At 66.7% G+C, this 25,806-nt stretch carries 22 protein-coding genes and 1 pseudogene; 6 read left to right on the top strand and 17 right to left on the bottom strand.

All coding sequences use genetic code 11. The features are described 5' to 3' along the window. Positions 1–207 precede the first annotated feature (207 nt). The gene (lysX, locus tag E0E18_RS10500; RefSeq protein WP_237559742.1) at positions 208–3,639 is read left to right on the top strand and encodes a bifunctional lysylphosphatidylglycerol synthetase/lysine--tRNA ligase LysX; all 3,432 of its coding nucleotides are present in this window, start codon (positions 208–210) and stop codon (positions 3,637–3,639) included. Here lysX and E0E18_RS10495 read toward each other — a convergent pair. From E0E18_RS10495 to E0E18_RS10450, 10 genes and pseudogenes are all read right to left on the bottom strand, one after another. After that, positions 3,626–4,159: a hypothetical protein gene (locus E0E18_RS10495; protein ID WP_130840711.1), complete on the bottom strand. Its 534-nt coding sequence runs from the start codon at positions 4,157–4,159 to the stop codon at positions 3,626–3,628. The genes lysX and E0E18_RS10495 overlap by 14 nt on opposite strands. After that, positions 4,152–5,027 carry an LssY C-terminal domain-containing protein gene (locus tag E0E18_RS10490; RefSeq protein WP_237559741.1) on the bottom strand — a complete coding sequence of 292 codons (876 nt, stop codon included), beginning with the start codon at positions 5,025–5,027 and terminating at the stop codon, positions 4,152–4,154. Before E0E18_RS10490 ends, E0E18_RS10495 begins: the two co-directional genes overlap by 8 nt. After that, positions 5,008–6,384 (bottom strand): alpha/beta hydrolase, encoded by a 1,377-nt coding sequence (locus E0E18_RS10485; RefSeq protein ID WP_130840709.1) that lies wholly within the window; start codon positions 6,382–6,384, stop codon positions 5,008–5,010. Before E0E18_RS10485 ends, E0E18_RS10490 begins: the two co-directional genes overlap by 20 nt. A gap of 95 nt (positions 6,385–6,479) precedes the next feature. Then, positions 6,480–7,106 carry a hypothetical protein gene (locus E0E18_RS10480; RefSeq protein WP_130840707.1) on the bottom strand — a complete coding sequence of 209 codons (627 nt, stop codon included), beginning with the start codon at positions 7,104–7,106 and terminating at the stop codon, positions 6,480–6,482. A gap of 51 nt (positions 7,107–7,157) precedes the next feature. After that, positions 7,158–8,189, bottom strand: a complete 1,032-nt coding sequence (locus tag E0E18_RS10475; protein WP_130840704.1) for a glycine betaine ABC transporter substrate-binding protein — start codon at positions 8,187–8,189, stop codon at positions 7,158–7,160. A gap of 13 nt (positions 8,190–8,202) precedes the next feature. Further along, positions 8,203–9,066: an ABC transporter permease gene (locus E0E18_RS10470; protein WP_066586502.1), complete on the bottom strand. Its 864-nt coding sequence runs from the start codon at positions 9,064–9,066 to the stop codon at positions 8,203–8,205. Between the two features lie 199 nt (positions 9,067–9,265). Next, positions 9,266–10,102, bottom strand: a pseudogene (locus tag E0E18_RS10465) (quaternary amine ABC transporter ATP-binding protein); the annotation flags it as partial. A gap of 165 nt (positions 10,103–10,267) precedes the next feature. Then, positions 10,268–11,407 (bottom strand): glycosyltransferase family 4 protein, encoded by a 1,140-nt coding sequence (locus E0E18_RS10460; RefSeq protein WP_202616729.1) that lies wholly within the window; start codon positions 11,405–11,407, stop codon positions 10,268–10,270. A 358-nt stretch (positions 11,408–11,765) separates the two neighbouring features. Beyond that, positions 11,766–12,833 (bottom strand): IS3 family transposase, encoded by a 1,068-nt coding sequence (locus tag E0E18_RS10455; protein WP_130840700.1) that lies wholly within the window; start codon positions 12,831–12,833, stop codon positions 11,766–11,768. Continuing rightward, positions 12,799–13,023, bottom strand: a complete 225-nt coding sequence (locus tag E0E18_RS10450) for a transposase (RefSeq protein ID WP_161972274.1) — start codon at positions 13,021–13,023, stop codon at positions 12,799–12,801. Before E0E18_RS10450 ends, E0E18_RS10455 begins: the two co-directional genes overlap by 35 nt. 698 nt (positions 13,024–13,721) lie before the next feature. Between E0E18_RS10450 and E0E18_RS10445 the strand changes: the two genes are divergently transcribed. After that, entirely contained in the window at positions 13,722–14,963 is a 1,242-nt protein-coding gene (locus E0E18_RS10445; protein WP_237559740.1) for an MFS transporter, read from the top strand. A 50-nt stretch (positions 14,964–15,013) separates the two neighbouring features. Here the strand turns inward: E0E18_RS10445 and E0E18_RS10440 are convergent, their stop codons facing one another. Beyond that, positions 15,014–15,577: a DUF4395 domain-containing protein gene (locus E0E18_RS10440; RefSeq protein ID WP_130840694.1), complete on the bottom strand. Its 564-nt coding sequence runs from the start codon at positions 15,575–15,577 to the stop codon at positions 15,014–15,016. 105 nt (positions 15,578–15,682) lie between these two features. Between E0E18_RS10440 and E0E18_RS10435 the strand changes: the two genes are divergently transcribed. From E0E18_RS10435 to E0E18_RS10420, 4 genes are all read left to right on the top strand, one after another. Further along, the gene (locus tag E0E18_RS10435) at positions 15,683–16,477 is read left to right on the top strand and encodes a class I SAM-dependent methyltransferase (protein WP_110482622.1); all 795 of its coding nucleotides are present in this window, start codon (positions 15,683–15,685) and stop codon (positions 16,475–16,477) included. 253 nt (positions 16,478–16,730) lie between these two features. Continuing rightward, the gene (locus E0E18_RS10430; protein ID WP_066586493.1) at positions 16,731–17,966 is read left to right on the top strand and encodes an acetyl-CoA C-acetyltransferase; all 1,236 of its coding nucleotides are present in this window, start codon (positions 16,731–16,733) and stop codon (positions 17,964–17,966) included. Positions 17,967–17,976: 10 nt separating this feature from the next. Further along, complete coding sequence (locus E0E18_RS10425; protein ID WP_130840692.1) at positions 17,977–20,268, top strand: 3-hydroxyacyl-CoA dehydrogenase NAD-binding domain-containing protein; 2,292 nt, start codon at positions 17,977–17,979, stop codon at positions 20,266–20,268. Positions 20,269–20,382: 114 nt separating this feature from the next. Further along, positions 20,383–21,045: a DedA family protein gene (locus E0E18_RS10420; RefSeq protein WP_130840690.1), complete on the top strand. Its 663-nt coding sequence runs from the start codon at positions 20,383–20,385 to the stop codon at positions 21,043–21,045. 3 nt (positions 21,046–21,048) lie between these two features. Here E0E18_RS10420 and E0E18_RS10415 read toward each other — a convergent pair whose 3' ends face one another. Genes E0E18_RS10415 through E0E18_RS10390 form a run of 6 tightly spaced genes read right to left on the bottom strand, consistent with a single transcriptional unit; the run spans position 21,049 to position 25,683 of the window. Further along, a complete protein-coding gene (locus E0E18_RS10415; protein WP_202616728.1) occupies positions 21,049–21,765 on the bottom strand; it encodes a response regulator transcription factor in 717 nt (238 codons plus the stop codon). Then, the gene (locus E0E18_RS10410; protein WP_161972273.1) at positions 21,725–23,020 is read right to left on the bottom strand and encodes a sensor histidine kinase; all 1,296 of its coding nucleotides are present in this window, start codon (positions 23,018–23,020) and stop codon (positions 21,725–21,727) included. Before E0E18_RS10410 ends, E0E18_RS10415 begins: the two co-directional genes overlap by 41 nt. 7 nt (positions 23,021–23,027) lie before the next feature. Then, complete coding sequence (locus E0E18_RS10405) at positions 23,028–23,558, bottom strand: Sec-independent protein translocase subunit TatA/TatB (RefSeq protein ID WP_130840684.1); 531 nt, start codon at positions 23,556–23,558, stop codon at positions 23,028–23,030. Beyond that, positions 23,552–24,355, bottom strand: a complete 804-nt coding sequence (tatC, locus tag E0E18_RS10400; protein WP_202616727.1) for a twin-arginine translocase subunit TatC — start codon at positions 24,353–24,355, stop codon at positions 23,552–23,554. The genes E0E18_RS10405 and tatC overlap by 7 nt, the downstream gene beginning before the upstream one ends. Further along, positions 24,352–24,606 carry a twin-arginine translocase TatA/TatE family subunit gene (locus E0E18_RS10395; protein WP_110482197.1) on the bottom strand — a complete coding sequence of 85 codons (255 nt, stop codon included), beginning with the start codon at positions 24,604–24,606 and terminating at the stop codon, positions 24,352–24,354. Before E0E18_RS10395 ends, tatC begins: the two co-directional genes overlap by 4 nt. 30 nt (positions 24,607–24,636) lie before the next feature. Continuing rightward, positions 24,637–25,683 carry an intradiol ring-cleavage dioxygenase gene (locus E0E18_RS10390; protein ID WP_237559814.1) on the bottom strand — a complete coding sequence of 349 codons (1,047 nt, stop codon included), beginning with the start codon at positions 25,681–25,683 and terminating at the stop codon, positions 24,637–24,639. Positions 25,684–25,806 lie beyond the last annotated feature (123 nt).

The raw sequence follows: 25,806 nt of genomic DNA, 5'->3' as shown, positions 1-25,806 counted from the left end.
GGCGACAGAGTCTCCGGAGAAATGCTGAAATCGGCACGCCACCTTTCCGCCGGAAAATGCCATGGCACCGGTCTGCGGTTCCACTATATTCCGTCAGCGTACAGTCACTGTCCGGTGGGCTCATCAGTCTCTGGAGCACCACCACCTTCAGTCGTTCACAGCTCGTACCCACCGCAGCAGCTGGCGCCCTCATCCCCGGGAGTTTCCGTGACTACTTCGTCCCCGACCTTGATCGCAACCGCTCCGATATCGGTTGCACAGCACCAACCTGCGAAGGCCCCCGACCGCCGGCTCCCACGATTCTTCGGGGTTCTCTTCACCGGCTACGCCCTGCTCGGTGCCTTCATCGTCCTGCTGACCTACATCGACAGGAACGTGCGCTCCGTGCGGGCTGCCCTGGATCTGCTGTTCTTCCCGCTGCCGCCCTCCTTCGCCTGGTGTGTGGCACTGTTCTTCCTCGGCGGCGCTCTCCTCGCTGGCAAGCGGCTCGGCTGGCTCATCTGGACGATCCTGTTCGCGGCGCTCAACATCTTCAATCTCGTCGCCTTCATCGTCATCGTCTCCAACGGTGGACCCGGAGATGACTCGTTACTCAGTGACCCAGACCTGCCCATCATCGTCGAGGCGAGCCTGAAGACTATCTATGACGGACCCTGGCCTCTGTTCATCATCGGCTGCGTGATCCAGCTTGTCATTCTCGTGGGTCTGCTCCTCGGCTACCGGAGTTTCCGTGCCCGCACCCGCAGCGGATCAGTGTGGCGTGGTCTGGGCTGCTGGCTGACCGGTGTGACAGCGACCGCCGTTGTCGGCGCCGTCCTTGTCTCGCTCTGGCCCGGAAGCCTGTCCGGTTCCGACCGGTGGTGGTGGGTTCTCGAGCACGCGGTCGGCGTGAATATCGCCGAGCATGGTGTACTCGGTGGATCGCCCACCGCCCTCATCCGCTTCACTGTCTCAGTGCTCTCCGCGTTCTCCGTCATCGCCGGTGTCATGGTCCTGCTGCGGTCCAGCGGAGACCGCAACGCCCTGTCCGACACCGACGAGGAAATTCTGCGGACCATGGTCGCCCGGTTCAACGGCTCCGATTCCCTGGCCTACTTCTCCTTCCGTCACGACAAATCCGTTTTCTACGCCCCCGACGGCCGCGCGGCGATAACGTACCGCGTGGAAAACGGTGTCTGCCTCGCCGCCGCCGATCCGTTGGGCGACCCGGCGGCCTGGGATTCGGCGATCGGTGCCTGGACCGCGATGGCAGCGTCCTACGGATGGACGCCGGCAGTCATGGGCGCCTCCGACACCGGAGCCCGCGCTTACGCACGTCACGGTCTCAGTGCAGTGCGGCTGGGTGACGAGGCCGTGCTCCACTCCGCCGACCTGCACCTGTCCTCCCCGGAGTTCCGCTCTCTGCGGCAGGCCGTGTCCCGGGCCCGCCGCTCCGGTGTCACCGTCCGCACCCGACGACACCACGAACTCACCGCCGAGGAACTTCACCGGGTCGACGAACGGGCGGAGGCCTGGCGCGATACCACTGACGAGCGTGGATTCTCCATGGCGCTGGGCCGCATCGGAGACCCCGGCGACGGAGACTGCGTACTCGTCGAGGCACTCGTGGACGGCGAGGTTGTCGCCGAGCTTTCCCTCGTGCCGTGGGGTCCCGACGGCTTGTCCCTCGACCTTATGCGGCGCAGCCCCGCCGCGCCCAACGGCACGGTCGAGAAGATGGTCGTCGACCTGTGCCTCGGGCAGGCGGAAAACTCAGGAAGTGTGCCTGAACCACGCCGCGTGTCACTGAATTTCGCGGTCTTCCGCCGGATCTTCGCCACCGAGAGTGACATCGGCACCGACCCGCTGACCAGGCTCAACCGCCGCGTCCTCGTGTTCTTCTCCCGGTGGTGGCAGATGGAGGCCCTGTACCGTTCCAACGAGAAGTACAACCCGCAGTGGGTGCCGCGTTACCTCTGTTACGGCGAGAGCACCTCCGTCGTGCGCGTCGGTGTCGCCTCCGGCATGGCCGAGGGCTTCATCCCCGACCTCTCGTCGCTGCCCGGCGCCCGGATCCTGGCCCGCCGCTCGACATCTCCGGAACCTGTGCACGGCCCTGCTGCGGAGGCGGCGCTCGCCCGCGTTCCCACCTGGCGCGACGAGGTCGCCAACCCGGTTCGACCGCACCGTCGGATTCCTGAGCAGGTCAGGGTCCGCATGTCCACCGCCGCTCGACTACGTGAAGCCGGAGTAGACCCGTGGCCCGTCGCCGTGAAGCCCACCGTCGGCTGCGGGGACGTCACCACACTGGATGCCGACACACCGGTGACCGTCTCCGGGCGCATCATGGCGCGCCGCCGGTTCGGTGGAGTGACATTCCTCGATGTGCAGGATTCCACAGGCCGCTGTCAGATCCTCGTTGAAGCCTCTCGTCCGGCCGCGACAACACGAATCCACGACCTCGACCTGGCCGACCTCGTGCAGGTCACCGGTACGGTCGGCGCGTCCAGGAACGGCACGGTGTCGGTACTGGCCGACAGTCTGCGGATTGAGGCCAAGGCCCTGCACCCCCTGCCGGACACCCGCTCAGGTCTCACCGACCCGGAGACGCGGCTGCGAAACCGGCACCTCGACATGACTGTCAACCCACAGGTAGGTTTCCGGTTGAGGGCTCGCGCGGCGGTCCTCAAGGCGCTGCGTGGCGTCCTCGACGCTGACGCATACCTTGAAGTGGAGACCCCCGTACTCCAGCAGACACACGGTGGCGCATCCGCCCGACCGTTCATGACCCACTCGAACGCCTACTCCATCGACCTTTACCTGCGTATAGCTCCGGAGCTCTACCTCAAACGGCTCCTCTGCGGCGGGATGGACCGGATCTACGAGCTCGGCCGGGACTTCCGCAACGAAGGTGCAGACGCCACCCACAACCCGGAGTTCACTGTGCTGGAGGCGTACCGCACCCACTCCGACTACTACGACATGATGGACCTCACCCGCCGACTGATCTGTGCCGCAGCGATCGCCGTCCATGGTCGACCCGCAGTGACCGGCCCTGACGGCGCACTCGTCGACATCTCCGGGCAGTGGCCTGTGGTGAGTGTCTATGAGGCAGTCACCGCCGCACTCACCGAAGAACTGACCGCCCGCGGCCGGACCCCGGAGCCAGGATGGGCAGTCACTCCGGGTACCCCTGTGGAGGAACTGCATCGTGTGGCGGACGCCATCGACTATCCGTGGCGCGCGGACTGGGACCACGGCTATCTCCTCGAGGAGCTCTACGGCGACTTCGTGGAAAGCCGGACGACCCTGCCGACGTTCTACGTCGACTTTCCTGCGTCAACCTCGCCACTGACCCGGCCCCACCGGTCGATCGACGGTGTCGTGGAGCGCTGGGACCTCGTCGCCTGGGGTACGGAACTTGGCACCGCCTACTCCGAGCTCACTGATCCGCTCCTGCAGCGCGAACGGCTGGAGGCCCAGTCCCTGCTCGCAGCCGGTGGTGATCCGGAAGCCATGGAGGTCGACGAGGACTTCCTCCGGGCACTCGAGTTCGGCATGCCCCCCACCGGTGGCATGGGTATCGGAGTGGACCGGCTGGTCATGCTCATCGTCGGCGGCGGGATCCGCGACGTGCTCGCCTTCCCTATGACAAAGTAGCCCGGCGCTTCCCTCTGGCCCGGTGCCTCAGCTCAGTCCTGGCCCGGGTCCAGACGCGGGCATCTCTGCCGGACAAGGCCAGGAGGACGAGGATGTCCAGCGGAAGTGCCAGCAGAGAAGTACTCAGGACGATCTGCTGACCACAGGCAAAGTAGCCGACCGCGAAAATAATGATGTTCACTGTCGTCCAGGACAGCACCACGAGCCGGGTCACATCCGATCCCCGCCACAGGGAACGGATGAGAGCCAGTAGCAGCACTGTCCAGCCGATGTGCAGCACGGCGAAAGCCAGCGCGCCCCACTTGCCGTTCGGATCCGTCGAAACCACCGTGTCCCAGTTGGTCACCAGATCAATCAACCAGAGCACGCCGCTCAGCGCGCGGAGCAGGAGGAAAGCGATACCGAGTGAGACCCCAGCCGGTCTACGCCCGGGATCAACTTCAGGGACGCCCGAGTCACCTAGGGCGGCGAGAAACTCTCCGGCGGGACGCTTCTCCCGGTGACGGCGCCGCTCAGTCATCACGGTGGATTTTCCTGAGGTCGATGACCGGCAGACTCCCGTCGGTACGCACTGAGTCTCCTCCGCCGTTGCGGGCATGGTAGCCGGTAGCGAAGTCAGTCATGACTTCCAGTTCTGCGCCGATGCCGGTGTCCATGACTGACGCGGTGACGTAGTCACGCTCGACATCGATGTCAGCATCGATCTTATGGGTGATCTGCAGGGTAAACAGGGATAAACCCACTGCACGGTCAAAAGTGGCCGCGCCGAGCCAGTCCACCCGGGTACCACCGGGTAGCAGCCACTCGTCCGGTGTGCGCCAGAGCCGGATGTGATGTCGCTTCGCCGGGTTTCCCGCGACTTCCTGTTGGAACGCCAGATCCTGCAGCCTGCCGAAGAGAAAGAGCGGGCTCACCGGTGCGGTCGGGTAACTTCTCCGCATGATCACCGAGGCCACGATCCGCATCGACGACCACAGATCCACCGGATCCGCCCGGGTCCACCCGGCAGCCGCCATCACCGTCTCAATCTGAGACTGGTCACCCAGCACAGCCACATTCACCGGGTCACCGAGGAGACCGTCGCTGGTACGGGTACGACCGATGAAGTAACCGGGTAAGTAAATTGCAGCGAAGATGCGGTGCACACGGGGCAGCACAAAATAAGCGAGCAACGCCCAGAAGGCGACCAGATACACCGTCCCCGCCCAGCCGACATCGAAGGCCTCGGTGAACAGCAGCCAAGCCAGCCACAGCGCCGCCCCGGCAGCGAAGATGAAGAAGAACTGGTCGAGGACCACGGTCAGCGAGATCCGGTAGCGGGCCAAACTCATGCTCTCATCAATATCACAGCGCCGGATCGGGAGCCCATCATCCTGCCAGTCCTGCATGCTCGGCCACGGCGGGGAAGGCTCGGCGTATGGACTCACGCCACGCACCGAAGTCATGGGCCCCGGGCACCGTCTGGACGGTGACATCGACGCCTGCCGCTTGTGCGGCGTCCGCCAGGGCACTGAGGTCGTTACGCACAGAACTGTCCCGCTTACCTGCGATGAACCATCCGACCACGTCCGCATACCTGCCGTCAGAGGCATGTGCGTGGAACAGATCCTCCGGATTGGCGGCAGCGAACGCCGCCTGTGACCCGCCGTAGAATTCCCGGACAGTCGTCTCGTGGCTGCCGTCTGCGGCTGTCGGACGCCGCTCTCCGGAGAAGTCGAGGAACATCCCGTAGGCCTCGGGGGCATTCGCCACCACCTGCAACGCACACGTTCCTCCGTAGGACAGGCCGCCGATCGCCCAGTGGGACTGGTCGGGGTCAGCGTCGAAACGGCCGACAAGCCAGGACGGAACATCTTTGCTGAGGAAGGTCTGGACCTTCGCCGTCGGCGAGTCTGTGCACACAGGATTTCCCCAGGTAGATCCTGTTGCGTCGACCACGGCGACCACAGGAGACAATCCACCGTGGGTCCGCTGGTAGCGGTGGGCGACATCACCGACACGTCCACTGCCGAACCACTGGGACGGAGCACCGGGGATCCCCGCCATGAGCACCAGGACAGGCAGTGCGGGACGGGGCTCAGAGAACCAGGCAGGTGGCAGGTACACCTGCGCGTCCCGTGCCGCGAATCCTGATGCCGGCGTGGGCACCGGCATAGTGACGACGGACCCGTATTTCGGCTGCGTTCCCCCCTGGTAGGTGTGTTCATCCTGGTCCTGCCAGTCCGTGACAGACACTGTGCCGTCGGAACCGACTGCCCGCGGGAGATCCGAGGCATCAGTCTCCTCATAGGCCTTACCTGGCCGCAATGATCCCACCTCCGGGTACAGATTGAACGCAACGTTGAGCAGGAGGACCGAGGTGAGCAGCACACCGCCGACCAGGACAGACGAACGAACGGGCCGCAGGGTCCCCCGCGTGCCTCGGTCCTGCCTCATCCAGCCGACAAACCCGGTAACCACGGTTACGACCGCAACGACCGTGAGAACACCACCGGCCAGTGCTGCCGGAGGGATCTCTGACAGCCCCACGTCAATGCCCACGACGACGTAGACCAACAGGGCCGCACACACAATGACGGTCACAGCGGCGACAGTGCAGAGCACTGTCAACCTCCGTCGACGGGTTGTTCCGGGGCGCCACAGCATCTGTCGGGACAGTGCGAGCAGGCAGATCAGACCAACAATGAGGAAGACCACCGTGGCCTGGGTTCCGACCAGCGGAACGGAACGAAGGAAATCGGGCATGAGAACAGAGTATGACCCGGCGCGCCGTATGCATCTGACCACGCCACGATCCAGGAACGGAACACGCTGATCACCGGGCGACCACGGCACCGGGGTCAGTGCAGCAGCAGGTGCAGCACTCCGGTGGTCCCGGCCACGACAATCCCGACGTTGAGCACGGCGCTGACCACGCCCCAGACCACCAGGCGTCGCCGGTCAAACCCTGCCATCGCGAGCACGAAGGTGTTCAGCCCCACCGGGGAAACGAAACCGCACAGCACCATCGCGGGTCCCAGGCCGTAGCGGTCGACCCTGGCGAGGATCCGGTCGGCCGCGGCGCGGCGGCGTGAAGGGACCACATCGACGGCGTCCTCCGTGTCCGCTGCAGCCCCAGCGTCATCGCGGGGGAGCGTGCGGCTACGCCGCCGCTCCGTGATCCGGGAGCCCCACAGGGCGCCGGCCCAGGCGGCGAGTGCGGTGCCACCGGCTGCGGCGACGAAAGTGAACTCCCAGTCCACGCCGGCGACCATGCCGATACCGGCGGCGATGTCACCTTCGATCACGGGGACGACCGCGAGGACGAACACGGCGACAAACTGCAGGACCGGGGGAAGGGCGTCCACCTGGTGCTGCAGGTCGGAAATGACGCCGGACACCGCGGACGACACCGAGGACGCCACCCCGGACACCGCGGATACCACAGACACGGTGTCCGGAGCGGTCGCGACTAAGTCGTTGATCATCATGCCCACTGTAGACGTGGGGTAGGCCGGTTCGACGCAGTCCGGTGCGCGTCACTTCCCCAGCGTGCCGGCCTTCCACGCGTCGATGAAGTCGGGGTTCTTCTCCGCCCATTCCGCCACTGCGGCGTCGAGGTTCTCTCCCCCGTAGTTCTCGTCGGAGAACATGACGTTCTCCAGGGATGAGAGGTGCTCGTCATCGATGACGAGGTTCTTGAGCAGTTGGGCGACGTAGGGGTTGTCACCGGAGAATCCGCTGCGGGAGAAGTTGAGGATGTTCTCCGCCCCTCCCATGGCCCCTTCGGGGTCCTCCAGGTCGCGGACGGGGAAGGCGTCGTAGGCCCAGTGGGGGCGCCACAGGGTCACGGCGATGTTCTCGTCGGCGTCTGTCGCCTTCTTCAGTTCGGCGAGCATCGCCGGGGTCGACGAGATCTGGAAGTTCCAGTCGTCCAGGTCGTACGCCCGGACGGCCTTCTTGGCCTGTTCGGTCAGCCCGGCGCCGGGTTCGATGCCGACGAGCCGGCTGCCGTAGTCGGAGGCGTCGTCTCTGAGGTCGGCGATGGACTGCGCCGGTGAGTCTTCGTTGACGGCGATGGTGAGTCTGGCGTTGTCGTACCAGCAGCCGAGGGGTTCGATGGTGTCCCGGTACTGCTCGAGGTAGCTTTCGTGGGTCACGGGCAGCCAGGAGTCCATGATGAGGTCGATGTCGCCCCGGGACACGCCGGTGTAGCCGGGGCCGGCGTCCAGGGACTGGATGTCGACGGTGTACCCCTCGTCTTCGAGGACGTAGCGCAGCAGGTGGGAGGCGGCGAAGGATTCGTCCCAGCCGTTGAAGGCGGCGACGGTGATCGACTTGTCGGCGTCCACGTCCGTGGTGGTGAGGTCGGCGGAGTCCTCGCCGGGGACGCAGTCGGCGAACCTGGCGGCGTAGGACCCGCCCTCATCCCCCGCTCCGGTGACTTCGTCGTTGGAGTTCTTCGCACCGCACGCGCCCAGGGAGAGGGTGAGGACGCCTGCGGCGAGTGCGGCGCAGACGGTGCGGGCGCTGTGGCCGGGCTTCCGGGTGCCGGATGGTGTGCTGGTCATGGTTGTTCTCCTCCTACGCGTTGCGCTGTGCCCTGGCCAGCGGAGTCCGGTTGCCGAGACCCGCGGTCACCCTGTCGAGGAAGACGGCGAGGATGACGACGGCGATACCGGCGTTCACTCCCAGCGGGACGTTGAGACTGCTGATCGCACTGGTGATGTCCGCTCCGAGGCCGGGCGCGCCGGCCATTCCGGCGAGCACCACCATCGACAGTGCCAGCATGATGACCTGGTTGATTCCGGCCATGATGGTGGGCAGTGCCAGCGGCAGCTGGATGCGGAACAGGATGTGGGTGTTCGACGCGCCGAACGCCCTGCCGGCTTCGACGGTCTCCTGGTCGACCTGGCGGATCGCCAGTTCGGTGAACCGGACCCCGGGGGGCATGCAGAAGATGAGGGTGGCGATCATTCCCGGGGTGACGCCGATGCCGAAGATGACGATGATGGGCACCAGGTAGGCCAGTGCGGGCATGGCCTGCATGAAGTCGAGGACGGGTTTGACCACCCCGGACACGGTGCGTGACTTCGCCGCCCAGATGCCCAGGGGTACGGACAGTGCGACGGCGATGAGCACGGCCACGAGCACCTGGGAGAGGGTTTCCATGGCCTGGACCCATTCGTCGACGGCCCGGACCAGGTAGAAACCTGCCGCGGTGAGGATGCCGGCCTTCCAGCTGACGCTGGCCCAGGCGATGAGGCCGAAGATGACGACCAGCCACGGGTAGGTGGGGGAACCGAGTACCCAGTAGAAGGCGTCGTAGAGTCCGTCGAGGACGGTTCCGATGAAGTCGAGGAGCCATCCGAAGGCGCCGGTGAACCAGTCGATGAAGTCGGAGATCCAGTCTCCGAGGGGGACGTCGGGGTTGGCGATGGTTCCCACGGCCTACGCCTCCTTCCGGGGGTCGGTTGTGCTGTCCGGGGNCGACGCCGAAGAACGCGAAGACACCGGCAGTTTCCCGAAGGTCGAGGCCACCGACATGGTCTCCGAACTGTTCGAACAGTTCGGAGACCATGTCGGTGGCCTCGACCTTCGGGAAACTGCCGGTGTCTTCGCGTTCTTCGGCGTCGAACTCTTCGATGGGGGTCATGATCTCTGCGGCGGTGAGGACGCGGGAGCGGTCGACGTCGGCGATGAACTCGGCGACGTAGGCGTCGGCGGGGTTGGTGAGGATCTCGTGGGCGGTGCCGATCTGGGCGATCCGACCGTCCCGCATGATCGCGATGCGGTCGCCGAGTTTCATCGCCTCGTTGAGGTCGTGGCTGATGAAGATGATGGTCTTGTGCAGGTCATGCTGCAGTTGGAGCAGCTGGTCCTGCATCTCCGACCGGATGAGGGGGTCGAGGGCGGAGAAGGCTTCGTCCATGAGCAGGATGTCGGTTTCGGCGGCCAGGGCGCGGGCCAGGCCGACGCGCTGCTGCATTCCTCCGGACAGCTGGCCGGGCAGGCTGTCGCCCCAGCCCCGGAGTCCGACCTTCTCCAGCCACCTGTCGGCGCTCGCGAGGCGTTCCTCCTTGGGGACGCCGCGGATCTCCAGGGCGTAGGCGGCGTTGTCCCTCACTGTGCGGTGCGGGAGGAGGGCGAAGTGCTGGAAGACCATCGACACATGTCGGGCGCGCAGGTCACGCAGCGCTTTTCCGTCGAGTTCCGCGATGTTCTCCCCCATGACCTCCACTGTTCCCGCAGTGGGTTTCCAGAGTCCGTTGATCATGCGGATCAGAGTCGATTTCCCTGACCCGGACAGGCCCATGACGACGAAAATCTCCCCCTCTTCGACATCGAAATTCACGTCGATCACAGCGGCCGTCCCCAGGCCTGTCAGCTCGCTGCGGTCTGCCCCCTCTTTCAGTCTACGTACCACTTCACCAGGCTTTTTCCCGAACACCTTGTACAGGTCACGGGCGCGCACGGCAGTCACACGGCATCATCCTCCAGCAGTCGTCGTACGGTTCCCGTCATCAGAACCGTGAAGATCACCGCATCCACTGTACCGAAATTCTTTTCACGACCACGATTCGAGTGACTGAAAGTAACCTTAAATTCGCAGGTCACAGAAGTGGTAAGTAACCTCCAATTCACCCGCCTACCTGGTGGAATGTCGCGATTCCCGGACAAGGTCTGCAAGCAGTTTCTGCCATGCTTTTCCGGTCGCGTCCCACGAGAAACTCAGGGCGCGGGCGCGGGCGGCGTCCCCCAGTTCCCGCCGCCGGACCGGGTTGTCGAGGAGCCCGCCCAGAGCGGTGATGAGGTCCCCTTCGGAGTCGACGAGGATGCCGGTCCGGCCGTCGACCACACTGTCACGCAGTCCTGCCGAGGAGGAGTAGCCGAGGGTGGGGACGCCGTGGAGTCCGGCTTCGATGACCGCCAGGCCCCACCCCTCTTTCCTGCTGGGCAGAAGGTGGACGTCCGCGCGGGCGAGGATGCGGTGCTTCACCGCCTCGGTGACGTGTCCGTGGAAGATGACGCTGCCGGCGACCCCCAGGTCGGCGGCGCACCGGCGCAGGTTCTCTGACCACCAGCCGTCACCGATGACGTCCAGCACAGTTCCCGGGTGGTCCGGGAGTACCGCGGACAGGGCGTGGACGGCGTGCTCGATCTGCTTGTGGGGCACCAGGCGGGACAGGGTAACCAGGTGGGTTCTCCCGGTGACGTCCGGAGTCGTGTTGTCCGGGTTCGTGTTTTCTGGGTCGGGACTGTCGACCCCGTTGCGGATCACGGTGATCCTGTCCCTGTCGACCCCCAGGTCGACCAGGTCGCCGGCGCTGGGTTCGGAGACGGTGACATAGGGGGTGTGCCGGTGGATGAGGGGCGAGATGCGTGACTCGGTGAACCATCCGATTCGGGACAGCAGCGGTCCCGCCACGGGCCACTGTTCGCGGTGGCAGTGGTGTGTCAGCAGGACGACGGGAGGACGCCCCGCCGCGAAGATGCGGGCGAAGAACGGGACCCCGTTCTGAGTGTCGACGACGACGTCGAACCGGTTCCTGCACATGTACAACCAGGCCCGCGGGTACACGGACAGTTGACCGCCGCCACGGACGTAGGTCACACCGTCATGGTGCTCCACCGGTGCGGAACCCGGGTAGCGGGCGGTGCGGAAGGTGACGTCGTGTCCTCCTCCCCCGGGGGACGCCAGGTACTCTGCGACGCGTTCCAGGTACACCTCGCTGCCACCTCCTTCGGGGTGACCTGAATCTCGCCAGCACAGCAGAAGAACCTTCATGATGTGAACCACGGTAACACCCGTGGGGACACCGCCCGGTGCTAACCGCGCTTCCCCTCTGTCCCGGGCGGGTGGCAGTGATCTCCATAGTCTGAGCCGCATGGACCTCAAGCTCAGGAGCCCGGAGACCTTCTGCGTCCGGCCTCAGGTACCGATACTCACGGCTGTCAGCAGATGATTCCCGGCCACGCACCATCGGCCCGTCCGCCGAGGTCTGCGAGCATCTCGGCCTCTCCGGGTACGCTCACCACCGCCCAGGAGTCCTCGGGCAGGGGTGCGTTCACCTCGGCGTCTATACCAATGCCTAGAACACCCGTCGCCGGTGCGACCATCGCTGAGCGCAGACCGGGGCAGTGGGTCAAGCCCTGGGTTTTGTAGAGGGTCGTTTGTCTGTTGACCAGGCCGCGACGGCCTGCCTGTCGATGAGCTGACGATGAGCCTGAACCGGCGGCACGTAGCCGATCGCCGAATGCAGTCGCCGGGTGTTGTACCACCCGACCCACTTCGACGTCTCCACGATGACGTCCGTCAACGCCGGCCAGACCCTCCGGTCGATCAGCTCGGCTTCGAACACCGAGTTCAACGCCTCGGCCATCGCATTGTCATAGGAGTCACCCTTGGACCCCACCGACGCGACGACTTTCGAGTCCGCCAGCGACTGCCCGTAGGAAACCGCTCGATACTGCACTCCGCGATCCGAGTGGTCAATCAGCCCGGACACGTCCCGACCTGCCCGAAGACGAGCGGACAAGGCCATGTCGAGGGCATCACGGGCCAGTGAGGCCCGCAGGTGGTTGGTGACCTGCCAACCGACGATCTCCCGGGATGCCGCATCCAGGACGAATGCGGCGTACACCCACCCAGCACGAGTCGGGATATAGGTGATGTCGGCGACCCAGAGCATGTTCGGAAACTCCACGTCGAAGTCACGGTCGACCAGGTCGACCGGGCAGTCATCGGCATCGGCACTGCGCGTGGCGGGTTTCTTCACCCGTCGACGGATCCCGCGGATGCCCTCACGGACCATGAGCCGCTCCACGGTGCAACGGGCAACATGGCCGAAAACTCCTTCGCGGTTGATCTCAGCCCACAGTTTCCTCGCGCCGTAGCAGGAGTAATTGTCGGCGTAGATGCGGTGCAAGGCCTCGGCGACCTCGTTGTCCCGGACGGACCGGGCGGAAGCCGGGCGGCTTTTGGCTGCGTAGTAGGTGCTCACGGCGATGCGGGCGGGTGTGTCTGCCAACACCCGGATGATCGGCTCGACCCCGTAGTGAGCACGGTTGTTGTCGATGAAATCGACGACTACTTGTGTGGGTAGCTCGAGCTCCGCCGCAAAGAAAGCCGAGGCCTTCTTCAGGATCTCGTTGGCCCGCTGTGATTCGGCGAGTTCTTTACGCAGCCTGCGGTTTTCTGCTTCCAGGTCCACCGACTCCGTCGGGGTGGTGGCGCCGGATTCCTTGTGTTTCCGTCACCCAGATCCGCAGGGTTTCACGCGAGAGGTTGAGCTCGTCGGCGATGCGGGAGACCGCGCCGCGGGCGGTGTCGGGGTCTGCTTGTGCGTGCAGGACCAGTTCGATGGCCCTGGTCTTGAGTTCGGGTGTGTACTTCGAGGGCATGGGGTTGCTCCTTTGCAATCCTGGCCCCTCCATTAAACCCGGAGCGATTCAGCATTTCAGACCCACTGACCAGTGGTGCGTCAGTTTTGGCCGTACTTCCTCCCAGATTCGCGAGCGGGTTGCGGGGGTCGTGCCCCTTCCAGTCCGGCATCGTCCACCGGACGTACAGGTGCAGCAGCACATCGGCGGCATCCCGGTCCAGAACCTCGCGAACCACCTCTGACGGGACTTCCGGAAAGTTGTTGGCAGGGATCAGCACCGACAGTGCAACTGATCCCTCAGTCGTCTGGATGTAGTCCACCGTCACTCCCGGCGGAATCTGCAGCGCCTCCAGCTCACCCAGCCGGTACAGCTCACCACCGACCATCACCCGGGCATGACCGTGCTCCACCCAGAACACGTGGACGTCCGTATAGGCCGTGACATTGTCCAGCCACGCCTCCCGCAACACAGATCGCCGACCACCGGCCGCACCAGCCATGACCATGCAACACCTCGAGGAGTTCTCAGGACCCGCGACCCTCGCCGGTCCGACGGGTAGATAGATTTCAGACAACACAGTTAGGTTACCCATGCCGCCAGCCACCCGGACACACATAGCTGCCTGATCCCTGCACGGAGCACAGACAGGGTAGGCTACCCATTCTGTCAGTCTCATGCCCGGCACACCGGCCGGGCCCCAGTGCGAAAGAAGAACCGTGAGCACCCCCTCCACCGTCGGCGTCACCGACGTGACAACCCCGACCGGCACCTCCCCCGACCGGCTGCCCTACGGCGTCATGGCTGTCTGCGGCACCGCCATCGCCTTCGACGGCTACGACATCGTCGTCTACGGCACCACCCTGTCGAAACTCCGCGAAGAATGGGGACTGTCCTCGGGAACCGCCGGCCTCGTCGGATCCTCGGCCCTGGTCGGCATGTTCGTCGGCGCCATCCTCGTCGGCACCTTCGCCGCCCGGTGGGGCCGCCGCAGAGCCTTCCTCGGCTGCGTCACCTGGTTCAGCGTGCTGATGATCCTCTGCGCCGCCGCCCCCGGCCCCGAGGTGTTCGCCGTCGTGCGGTTCCTCGCCGGCATCGGTCTCGGCGGGGTGATGCCCCTGGCAGCCGCACTGACCACCGAGTTCTCCCCGGTCCGTCGACGTGCCGTCGCCTACGTCATCATGCAGTCCGGCTACCCGGTCGGCGGCGTCGCGGCTGCACTCCTGGCCAAATGGGTCGTGCCCGCATTCTCCTGGCACTGGATGTACCTCATCGCCGCCCTCCCGCTGGTGACAGTCCTCCCCGCGGCACGCCGATGGCTGCCGGAGTCACAGGAGGTTCCCGCCGGCACACCCGCAGAACACCGACGCCACGCCGCCCGCGACGGCCTGCAGATCATCTTCTCCCCCACATTCCGCGCCACCACCGTACTGTTCTGGGCGATGAGCTTCTGCTCACTCCTGTTCGTCTACGGCGCGAACACCTGGCTGCCCACCCTCATGCAGGACGCCGGGCGCGGATTCTCCAGCTCACTGAACTTCCTGTTGTGCTTCAACCTCGGCGCAATCGTCGGCGGAGTCGCAGCCGGAGTGGCCGCCGACAGGTGGGGCTCGAAGATCGTGGTCACGGCGTCCTTCCTCGTCGGAGCCGTCGCCGTGCTCTGCTTCGCGGGAGCGGACTCCACGGCACTGCTGCTCATCCTCGCCGCCTTCGCCGGCTACGGGGCGGTCGCCACCCAGACCCTCATCAACGGGTGGGTGACCCGCTCCTACCCCGCCACAGCCCGGACCACCGGCGTCGGCTGGTCCCTGGGCATCGGACGGATCGGCGGCATCGTCGGTCCGTCGGTGACCGGGGCGATCGTCTCCGCCACCGGCGGAGGTACCGCAGCGTTCCTGCTCTTCGCGGCGGTAGGGGTCATCGGTGCACTCCTCGCCGCGGCAGTGAACCAGCGGCACTAGCCGCAGCAGCCTCAGCCACCGCAGTCACCGCGGGCACCGCGGGCTGACAGTCACCGGACTGCGCAGTCCGCCCGGACATCCGCCGGAATCACCCCACGGTCCTGCAACCAGGCGAAGATCCGGCACCCCAGGCAGAGTCCGACGAAGCCCTCCAGAGACGCCGCCACCACCAGCAACAGCAGCACCACATCCGCCGCGACATCCCAACCCACCGCACGCAGAATCAACGACCCCCCGGAAAAAACCACCCCGATCCCCTGCGCGAAACGCTTCGGAGGCCCCGCCGTCATCACCGGCCCACCGAACACCGCACCCGCCAACCAACGCACCGACAACTGGCCGAACGGGTCAAACCGGGGACCGGCGAGCACACGCAGCACAAAACCCGCGAAAAGCAGGACATTGAGGACCAGCGCCACAGTGGCGAAACCGGTCCGCGAAAACACGAGGACCACCACAGACAGAGCGACGACCAGCATCGCCGTCGTCCGGGCCGCACGGTCGTTGACCACGGGAGGGAACCACCACAGCGTCCGGATACCCCGCGGCGGGCGCGAATCCTGCGCGGACAACGGAGGAATGACCGGACTGCCAGAAATACCGGGAGTGCTCATGGTCGCCGCAGCGTACACCTGCCCCGCTGTCCTGACCAGGTTTCCATTCACCACTTCCCGGTGACCCTGTCAGAACCGCCTTCCGCAGTGTGCGACCATGTCGACATGCACGGGAACACCCTCCCCACCCTCCGCCGCCACGCGACACTGCGCCGCTCACTCCGCCTCCTCGCCGACTTCCGGTACGAGCAGGCCGATCCCGACCGTTTCTACGGGCACCTCGCCGCGGACACGGTCGGCGTCCTCTCCGCCGTGTGGGCTGACGCCGGAGACACCGGTTCCCTGGCCGGTACGCGGATCCTCGACGTCGGCGGCGGCCCCGGTTACTTCGCCCGCGCCTTCGCCTCCGCAGGTGTGGACAACTACGTGACCTGCGAGCCGGACGCCGGCGAGATGTCCGCCGCAGGAATCCGGGTCTCGGCGTCCGTCCGGGGTTCCGGCATGGACCTGCCGTTCGCGGACGCCGCGTTCGACCTCACCTACTCCTCCAATGTCGCCGAGCACGTCCCCGACCCGTGGCGCATGGCGGACGAGATGCTGCGCGTCACGAGGCCCGGCGGGCTCATGGTCTTCTCCTACACCTGCTGGCTGGGCCCGTTCGGCGGTCACGAGACCGGACTGTGGCAGCACTACATCGGCGGGGAGTTCGCCGCCCGGCGCTACGAACGGCGGCACGGGCATGCGCCGAAGAACCGGTGGGGTGAGTCCTTGTTCGAGGTCTCCTGCGCCGACGGGCTGCGGTACGCGGAGTCCGTCACCGGCACCGACCACCCGTACCCCGCCGAGCCCGTGGCGGCCTTCCCCCGGTACCACCCGTCGTGGGCGTGGTGGATGACAGAGGTGCCCGGACTGCGCGAGGCGGGTGTCTCGAACCTGGTGCTCGTTCTGCGCAGGCGGTAGCGTCCCGCAGCCACCTCCGAACATAGGTTCACCAGACAAAACCGCAGGCAGGGGGCTTAAAAGAAACCACCCCCGAGACACGGAAACCGCACCCTCGCCCACCCGGCAGAAGCTATAGTGATCGGCGACACATGTTGCACCCGTATGTTGTCCCTGTGACGCACACCGCCACCTGACCGACCGGGCGGAACCGGGTCCGGCAGGGCCGGCAGAACCGCACACCGGGACGACAACACTTCACGTGAGGACCACTATGACCGACGCAACCGCTCCGGGAATCCCCGAAGCCTTCATCTACGAGGCCGTCCGCACACCGCGCGGCAAGGGGAAGCCGGGCGGCTCCCTGCACACCGTCAAACCCGTCGACCTCCTCTCCGGCCTCATCACGGAGATCCTCGACCGCAACCCCGACCTCGACCCGGCCGCCGTAGCTGACGTCATCGCCGGCGTCGTCACCCCCCTCGGCGACCAGGGCATGGACATCGCCCGCACCGCGGCACTCAACGCAGGCCTGCCGTACACCGCCACCGGCGTCCAGCTCAACCGCTACTGCGCCTCCGGCCTCACCGCCCTGAACTTCGGCGCGATGAAGATCCGCTCCGGTTTCGACGACCTCGTCCTCGCCGGCGGTGTCGAATCAATGTCACGCGTGCCCATGGGCTCGGACGGTGGCGCCCTGGCAATGGACCCGACCACCTCCTTCCACAACGACTTCATCCCCCAGGGAATCTCCGCGGACCTCATCGCCACCCTCGACGGGGTCTCCCGCGAGGAACTCGACGCCTACGCCTCACGCTCCCACGCCCGCGCCACCACAGCCTGGGACGAAGGACGCTTCGACGGTTCCGTCGTCCCCGTCAGGGACGCCAACGGCCTGACCCTCCTCGACCGTGACGAGACCATCCGCCCCGGCACCACACCCGAGAAGCTCGCCGGACTCCGCCCCGCCTTCGCCACAGTCGGCGACCAGGGCGGTTTCGACGCCGTCGCCCTGACCAAGTACCCCCAGGTCGAGAAAATCAACCACGTCCACCACGGCGGCAACTCCTCCGGCATCGTCGACGGGGCGTCCCTCCTGCTCATCGGCAACGAAACCGCCGGAAAACGCTACGGTCTGACCCCCCGCGCCCGCATCGTCACCGCGGCCACGACCGGCGTCGAACCGACGATCATGCTCACCGCCCCGGCCCCGGCGGCACGCGCCGCCCTCGCCAAGGCAGGACTCACCGCAGAAGACATCGACGTCTGGGAGATCAACGAGGCCTTCTCCTCCGTCGTCCTGCGCGCCCAGCGTGAACTCGACATCCCCGACGAGAAACTGAACATCAACGGTGGCGCGATCGCCATGGGCCACCCCCTGGGCGCCACCGGTGGAATCATCACCGGCACCGCAGTCGACGAACTGCACCGCTCAGGCGGACGATACGCCCTCGTCACCCTCTGCGTCGCCGCCGGCATGGGCGTCGCCACCATCATCGAGCGAGTCTAAGGAGACCACAATGAGCGAGAACATCTTCGGTTGGGAAGCCGACCCCGACGGTGTGGTCACCCTGACCATCGACGACCCCTCCGCACCCGTCAACACCATGAACGACGCCTTCCGCGCCTCCCTCACGGAGACCGTGGAGAAACTGAAGTCCGGTGTCGACGCCGGTGAGATCAGGGGCGTCATCGTCACCTCCGCGAAGAAGACCTTCTTCGCCGGCGGCGACATCAAGGCCATGATCACCACCACTCCCGCGGACGCTGAAGCGACCCGGGAAATGTGCGACGGCATGAAGGCCGACTTCCGCACCCTGGAAACCCTCGGCGTCCCTGTCGTCGCCGCCGTCAACGGCACCGCCCTCGGCGGCGGCCTCGAACTCGCCCTCGCGACCCACCACCGCATCGCCTCCGACGCCCGCGGACTGAAGGTCGGCCTCCCCGAGGTCACCCTCGGACTGCTGCCCGGCGGTGGCGGAGTCACCCGTGTCACCCGGATGCTCGGCCTGGCCACCGCACTGACCCGCGTCCTCACCACCGGGAAGCAGTTCAACGCCGCCGACGCCCTCGAACTCGGCCTCATCGACGAGATCGTCCCCGCCGACCGCCTCATCGACGCCGCCCGCGCCTGGATCGCCGACAACCCGGAAGCGTCCCAGCCCTGGGACCGGAAGGGATACCGCATCCCCGGCGGAACCCCGTCCACCCCGGCTCTCGCAGCGATGCTGCCCAGCTTCCCCGCCAACGTCACCAAGCAGGTCAAGGGCGCCCCCATGCCCGCCCCCCGTGCGATCCTCGCCGCAGCCGTGGAAGGCGCGCAGCTCAAGCGCATCGAGGACGCCACCGCCGTGGAGACCCGCTACTTCGTCGAGCTGGTCACCGGACCGACCTCCACGAACATGATGCAGGCCTTCTTCTTCGACCTCAACCACTGCAACGGCGGCGGTTCCCGCCCGGTCCAGGCCGACGGCACCCCCTACCCGGCCACACAGTTCACCAGGGTCGGCGTCATCGGAGCCGGGATGATGGGCGCCGGGATCGCCTACGTCGCCGCGAAGTCCGGACTCGAGGTCGTCCTCAAGGACATCTCCGCCGAAAACGCCGCCAAGGGAAAGGCCTACTCGGAGAAACTGGAGGCGAAGGCCCTCGAACGGGGCCGGACCACCCCGGAGAAGTCCGCCGCACTGCTCGACCGCATCCACCCCACCGCCGACTACGCCGACCTCGCCGACGTCGACCTCGTCATCGAGGCCGTCTTCGAGAACACGGAGCTCAAGCACAAGGTCTTCGCCGAGATCGAGGCTGCCGTGCCCGACACCTGTGTCCTCGGATCGAACACCTCAACCCTTCCCATCACCGGCCTGGCCGAGGGCGTGGACCGCGACGGTGACTTCATCGGCCTCCACTTCTTCTCCCCGGTGGACAAGATGCCCCTGATCGAGATCATCTCCGGCGAGAAGACCTCCCCGGCGACCCTCGCCAAGGCCCTCGACTTCGCCCGCCAGATCCGCAAGACCCCCATCGTCGTCAACGACTCCCGGGGTTTCTACACGTCCCGGGTCATCTCCACCGTCCTCAACGAGGCGATGCGCATGCTCGTCGAAGGCGTGGACCCGGCCGTCATCGAAGCTGCGGGACGCCAGGCCGGCTACCCTGCCCCGCAGCTCCAGCTGCAGGACGAACTCAACCTCAAGCTCGCCCGCAAGATCGGCGCAGAGACGAAGGCCGCCAACGACGCCGCCGGCGTCACCACCGACGACGGTGGTGTCACCGCTCTCGTCGACGCCATGCTCGACGTCTTCGACCGGCCCGGGAAGCTGGAGGGGCGAGGCTTCTACAGCTACGACGACAACGGTCGGCGCACCGGCCTGTGGGAGGGCCTGCGCACCGAGCTGAGGGAGAAACTGGGCGTCACCCCCGTCACCGTCCCCGACGGTGAGGACGCCACCTCAGGGCACGGGCTGGATTCCACGGTCTCCGCCGGACAGGACGGACCCAGCCTCAACGACCTCATCGAACGCATGCTGTTCATCGAGGCACTGGAGACCCAGAAGTGTGTCGACGAGGGCGTGCTGACCTCCGACGCGGACGCCAACATCGGTTCACTGCTCGGCATCGGGTACCCGGCCTGGACCGGCGGCACCCGCCAGTTCATCACCAACTACGCCCGTCCCGCCGCGGCTCCCCTGCCTCAGGACGCCGGTGACGACTACCCGACCACGGGCACGGCAGGGTTCGTGGCCAGGGCCCGGGAACTCGCCGCCACCTACGGGGACCGGTTCGCCCCAGTGGAGTCCCTGCTGGGGTGAGGATCCGGCGGCTCCCCTGAGCCCGGCCCGGTGGCAGTCCGTCGTGACCCTCATTTACCATGGGGGGAACTGTCGTCCCCGCCCGCTCCCCCGCTGCCCCGGAAAGGCCCCGTAGTGATCACCTCTGTCGTCGACTGGATCGTCTCCCTCATGGAGACGATCGGCGCCCCGGGCGTCGGACTGGCGATCCTCATCGAGACCGTCTTCCCGCCGATCCCCAGCGAGGTGGTCCTCCCCCTCTCCGGCTTCGCCTCGACCGAGGGGCACATGAGCGCCTGGGCCGCCTTCATCTGGGCGACCGCAGGCTCCCTGACGGGAGCGTGGCTGCTGTACTGGCTGGGCGCGGCGATCGGGGCGGACCGCCTGCGTGCGATCGCCGAGCGAATGTGGCTCACCGAGGGCCGTGACGTCGACCGTGCACTGCACTGGTTCGACCGTTTCGGGGACGCCGCGATCCTCATCGGCCGGGTCATCCCCGGCATCCGCAGTCTGATCTCCATCCCCGCGGGTGTCCACCGGATGAACCTGGTGAAGTTCACGGTCCTCACCCTCATCGGGTCCTCTGTCTGGAATGCGGTGCTGATCTGGCTGGGCGTCCTCCTCGGAGCGAACTACCACCGGGTCTCGGACACCATCGACAGCTTCTCCACCCTCATCTACGCCGTCTGTGCGCTGATCCTGGTCGGGTTCGTCGTCTACCTCGTGTACCGGGACCGGAAGAGGAAGGCCGAGGCGATGGCCCGGGCCGCGTCTGCCATAGACGAGGGTCTGAAGTAACGGTCAGTCACCTGGCACCAGTAGCCCGCTCTCGTAGGCGAGGATCACCAGCTGCGCTCGGTCATGGGCGTTGATCTTCGACATGATCCGGTTGACGTGCGTCTTCGCCGTGTGCGGGGAGATGAAGAACTCCTCGGCGATCTCCTGGTTCGACAGGCCCTGCCCCACCCGCAGCAGGACCTCCTGCTCCCGCTCGGTGAGCCGTTCCAGCGCGCGGGTCGCGGCCTCTGACACCGCACCGGGCGCACCCGGCGTCCCGGAGGAGGTCCCGGTGCCCGGCGCGTCGAGGTACCTCGTGATCAGGCCACGGGTCGCCGCCGGCGAGAGCAGGGAGTCCCCGGCGTGGACGGCCTGCACCGCCCGGATGATGTCCTCGGGTTCCGCCCCCTTGCCGATGAATCCGCCGGCCCCGGCGCGCAGCGCGGACACAACGTACTCGTCCTCCTCGAAGGTGGTGAGGATGAGGACGCGGGTTCCGGTGTTCGCAGGGTCCGAGCAGATCCTCTCCGTCGCACCGATGCCGTCGAGGACGGGCATCCGGATGTCCATGAGCACCACGTCCGGGTGCAGCGACGCCACCTGGTCCACCGCCTCCTCACCGTCGCCGGCGGTGCCGACGACCTCAATGTCGGGGTGGGAGGAGAGGATGTCGCTGACAGCCTGACGGATCAGCACCTGGTCATCGACCACGAGTACGGAGATCACGGGGTGTCCTTTCATCCATGAGCCATCTGAGGGGTAGTTCGGCGTCCAGCCGGAACGAGGTCCCGTCCACCGTGGTGTGTACCGTGCCGCCGGCGGCGGAGACCCGCTCCCGCAGTCCGGTGAGACCCAGCCCGCCGTGGGGTGCGTCCGGCTGGTTGCGGTCGGTGGCGGCCACCGGGTTGGTGACCGTCACGGTCACCCCGGCGGTCCCGACGCCGATCGTCAGGGTGACGGTGTGACCCGACCCGTGCTTTCCGGCGTTGGTGAGACCTTCCTGCACCACACGGTAGAGCACCCGGCCGGTGATGTCGTCGACCCGGTCCAGATCGCCCTCGGTACTGTAGTCGACCGCCAGTCCGGAGTCGCGCACCGTGGTAATGAGGGCGTCGATGTCCCCGGTGCCAGGCTGCGGCACGGCGGCGCTCTGCCCGTCCTCGGTACGCAGGTAGCGCAGCAGGACGCCGATCTCACCGAGCACCTCGCGGGAGGCGGTGCGGATCGTCCCGAGGGATTCGCGGGCCTTGTCGGGGTCACGTTCCAGTGCCGCGGACGCCGCCCCGGCGTGCAGGCTGATCACCGAGATGCGGTGGGCGACGGTGTCATGGAGATCCTGGGCGATGCGCAGCCGCTCCTCGGCGACCTGGCGTCGGGCCTCGGCCTCCCGGGTCTGTTCGGCACGTTCGGCCCGCTCGGTCATCGCCGCGGTGTACTCGCGGCGTGACCGGGTGCTGTCACCGAGGGCGCAGCCGATGGCGATGCCGGCGGCGATCTGGAAGACCTGCGGGTCCAGGGTCAGCTCGCCGGAGTACAGCAGGCTGAGCACCGCGACCACACAGGCACCGAGGACGCCGACGACCAGGGTCGTCGTGCGGGACCGCCGGGTCGCCACGGAGTAGGACGCCACGACCGCGGCGATGCCGATGCCGAACACCGGGAGTTCGAGGACGACGGTGATGACGTAGAGCACGAGGGTCGCGACGATCACCGGCACCGGCCAGCGGCGGCGCAGCAGGATGAGGAGAGCTGCGGCGACAGCGGTGACCGGGACGATGAACCAGAACCTGTCGGGATCGTCGATGCCGGTCATGTCACTGAAGCCGACTCCGTCACCCGGCGCGGGTCTCGGGGCCTGTGGCCCGGGGTCGCCGGAGGGACGGGGACCCAGCAGTGCGGTGGACACGAGGATGAGTACCACGACGGCGAGATCCGCCGCCCGGGCGGGGATCCGGCGCAGAGCGTCGGGTTCCTCGTGCGGGCGGTGGAAGCTCATGAAGCCATTATTGCCGGATGTCATCGGATACGTCGCTTTCCGGGTCCTCCGGTGCGGCGTCCGGCACAGCGTCCGTCACAGTGGCCTGCACGGTGGCCGCCACGGGTTCGAGGACGCGACGGCGGACCGGGTGGCCCGAGGTGCCACCGACCACGATCCAGCGTTCCCGCATGACCGGCTCGGGCTCCGGTGTGACGTCCTGTTCAGGTGCGGTGTCCGGCTCAGACACGGACGCGGTGTCGGTTCCGACGACCGCCGGAGCGTCCTGCGGAGCATCATCCTTCAGGGCGTCATCCTTCAGGGCGTCCCTGACGATGACGCGCGGATCGTACCGCCGGATCTGCCGGTTCCACTCCGCGGTGTCCAGCGGGACGCCGAGATCGGACTCGGCCTTCGCCTTCGTCGCGGCGGTGAAGTCCCGGAAGCTGCGGACGAATCCGGCGAGCTTCGAGGCGTACTGCGGCAGACGCTCCGGGCCGATGACCACGGCGGCGACGATGCCGATGACGATGAGCTTCTCGAGTGACAGGCCTAGCATGTCGGCTCACTCCTTCTCTTCCTCCGGTCGTGCAGCCAGGCGACGGCCAGTGCGACGAGGTACAGCACCACCATGGGCACCGCGATGAGGAACATGGACATCAGGTCCGCGGCCGGGGTGACCAGCGCACTGAAGACGATGATGCCGATCACAGCTCCCCGCCAGCTGTGGGCGATGATCTTCGCCGACAGCACACCCATGGCGTTGAGCACCACGAGGAAGGCCGGGAGCGTGAAGGCCACGCCGGCGGCGAGGACGAGTTTCAGCACGAAGTCGAAATAGTAGGACGCCTGCAGCAGGGTGCTGTCGTCGTCGGAGGCGAAGCCGGTGAGCAGGTCGACCATCCGGGGGAAGATCAGCACGCCGACCGCGCATCCCGCGGTGAACAGCGGGAGGACGCCGGCGAGGAAGCCGTAGGTGTACTTCTTCTCCCGGCGGGTCAGCGCAGGGGAGACGTAGGCGACGAGCTGGTGGATCCACACCGGGCTCGACAGGACGATGCCGCCGTAGAGGGCGATCTTCAGTTTCAGGTCGAAGGCGCCGGTGATGCTGTCGTAGTTGATGGCCGCGTCACGGGTCTCGGCGATGTCGGTGACCGGGGCGCGCAGGACGTCGAGCACGGCGTCGGACAGCAGGTAGGCGACGACCGCCGCGACCGCGAAGGCGAGAGCTGAGCGGGTGATCCGTTTCCTCGCCTCCCTCAGGTGCCCCGACAGGGGCATGCGGGGCAGGTCCCGGGTCGCCGGGTCACCGGCACCACCGGGTGCGACGCTGGTCGTAGCGGTCGTGGTGGTCATGAGATCCGCTGCTCCTGCTGCGCGGTCGGCACGGCGGCGACAACCGGCTCAGCGGTGGTGGTGGCGGGAACGGTGGCGAGAGCCACGGCGTCCTGCGCTGCGTCCCGGGCGTCCTCGTTGACCTCCTTCCTGAGGATGCGGACGGACTGGCCGACGCTCTTGGCCAGGGCGGGCAGCTTCGCCGCACCGAAGAGGAGGAAGACGATGGCGAGGATGACGACGGCGTGCATGCCGGTGAGATTGGCGAACATGATGGGCTCCTAAAGCTCAGGGGGAAGGGGTCAGTTGGTGGTCGTGGAATCGGTGGACGAGTCGGAAGATGCTCCGGGGGATCCGGCCGGGGGCTCGCCGGCCGGCGGCTCACCACCGGCGCCACCCGGGCCACCGGAACCGCCGGGGCCACCCTCACCGCCGCCACCGGCCGGTGCGGCACCGCCGGTGGGTTCGGTGGTGGTGTCGACGCGGGCGGTGAGCGAGGCGATGTAGCCGGAGTCGACGTCACCGCTCATCGTCGCGAGCTGGCTGGCGCCGGCGTCGTCACCGAAGACGTTGTCGGTCTCCAGGGAGACCTGCGAGAGGTTCTCGGCGGAACCGGCGTAAGAGTCGAGGGCGAAGACGGCGTTGCAGACATCCTCCGGGATCGCGATCTGCGAGGTGGCGATGGCGTTGGTGGAATCGGTGATGTCGTCCACGCCCGGGTAGACCTCGAAGTGGATGTGCGGCCACCGGCCGGTGTAGCAGGCGGGGACGATCGAGGTGAAGGACACCGTGCCGTCGGCGTCGGCGACCTGCACGCCACGCAGCCAGGTCTCGTCCTCGACGCCCTCGGAGTACATGGAGTAGAGGCCCTCGGCGTTGCAGTGCCAGGCGTAGACGGCCACGTTCTCGAACGGCGCATCATTATTGGCCATGTCGGTGACGGTGATGGAGAACTCCAGCGGGACGCCGTCGACGGGGGAGTCGGCCCCGATGGACGAGCGGATGTCACTGCGCACGATGCCGGACTCCTCGAGCACGTCGGGTCCGTTGGAGCCGTCGGCCGGGTAGGGGCCGGCGGTCTCGTCGGGGATCTCGGCGTCGGGCAGGGTCGCGGTGGACGCGCCGGTCGAGGACGCAGCGGACGCGGACGAGGTGGACGCCGAGGACGAGGATCCGTCGGAGCAGGCCGCCAGGGCCAGGACTCCGACCCCTGCGGCGCCGACACCGAGGACGGTGCGGCGGGTCATGAGGGTGCGGATGTCGAAGGCGGGGCCCTGGTCGACGACGTCCTCGTCGGGGCGGTCGAGCAGGCGGCCCTCATAAGCCTGTCTCTTTTTACAATCTCCCAGCCCCCGGGGCGGACTCCCCCTTCCGATGCCGCCTTCTGCTTTGAAAAAAAAAAAAAACAAAAACACGCAAGACATCCTTAGCCGAATCTTATGCACATACTACATAAACAAATACGACCCGAT

Origin of the sequence: Corynebacterium neomassiliense (genome assembly GCF_900626215.1) — a bacterium.
Lineage (GTDB): Bacteria > Actinomycetota > Actinomycetes > Mycobacteriales > Mycobacteriaceae > Corynebacterium > Corynebacterium neomassiliense.
This window is presented reverse-complemented; position numbering and strand designations above follow the sequence as displayed.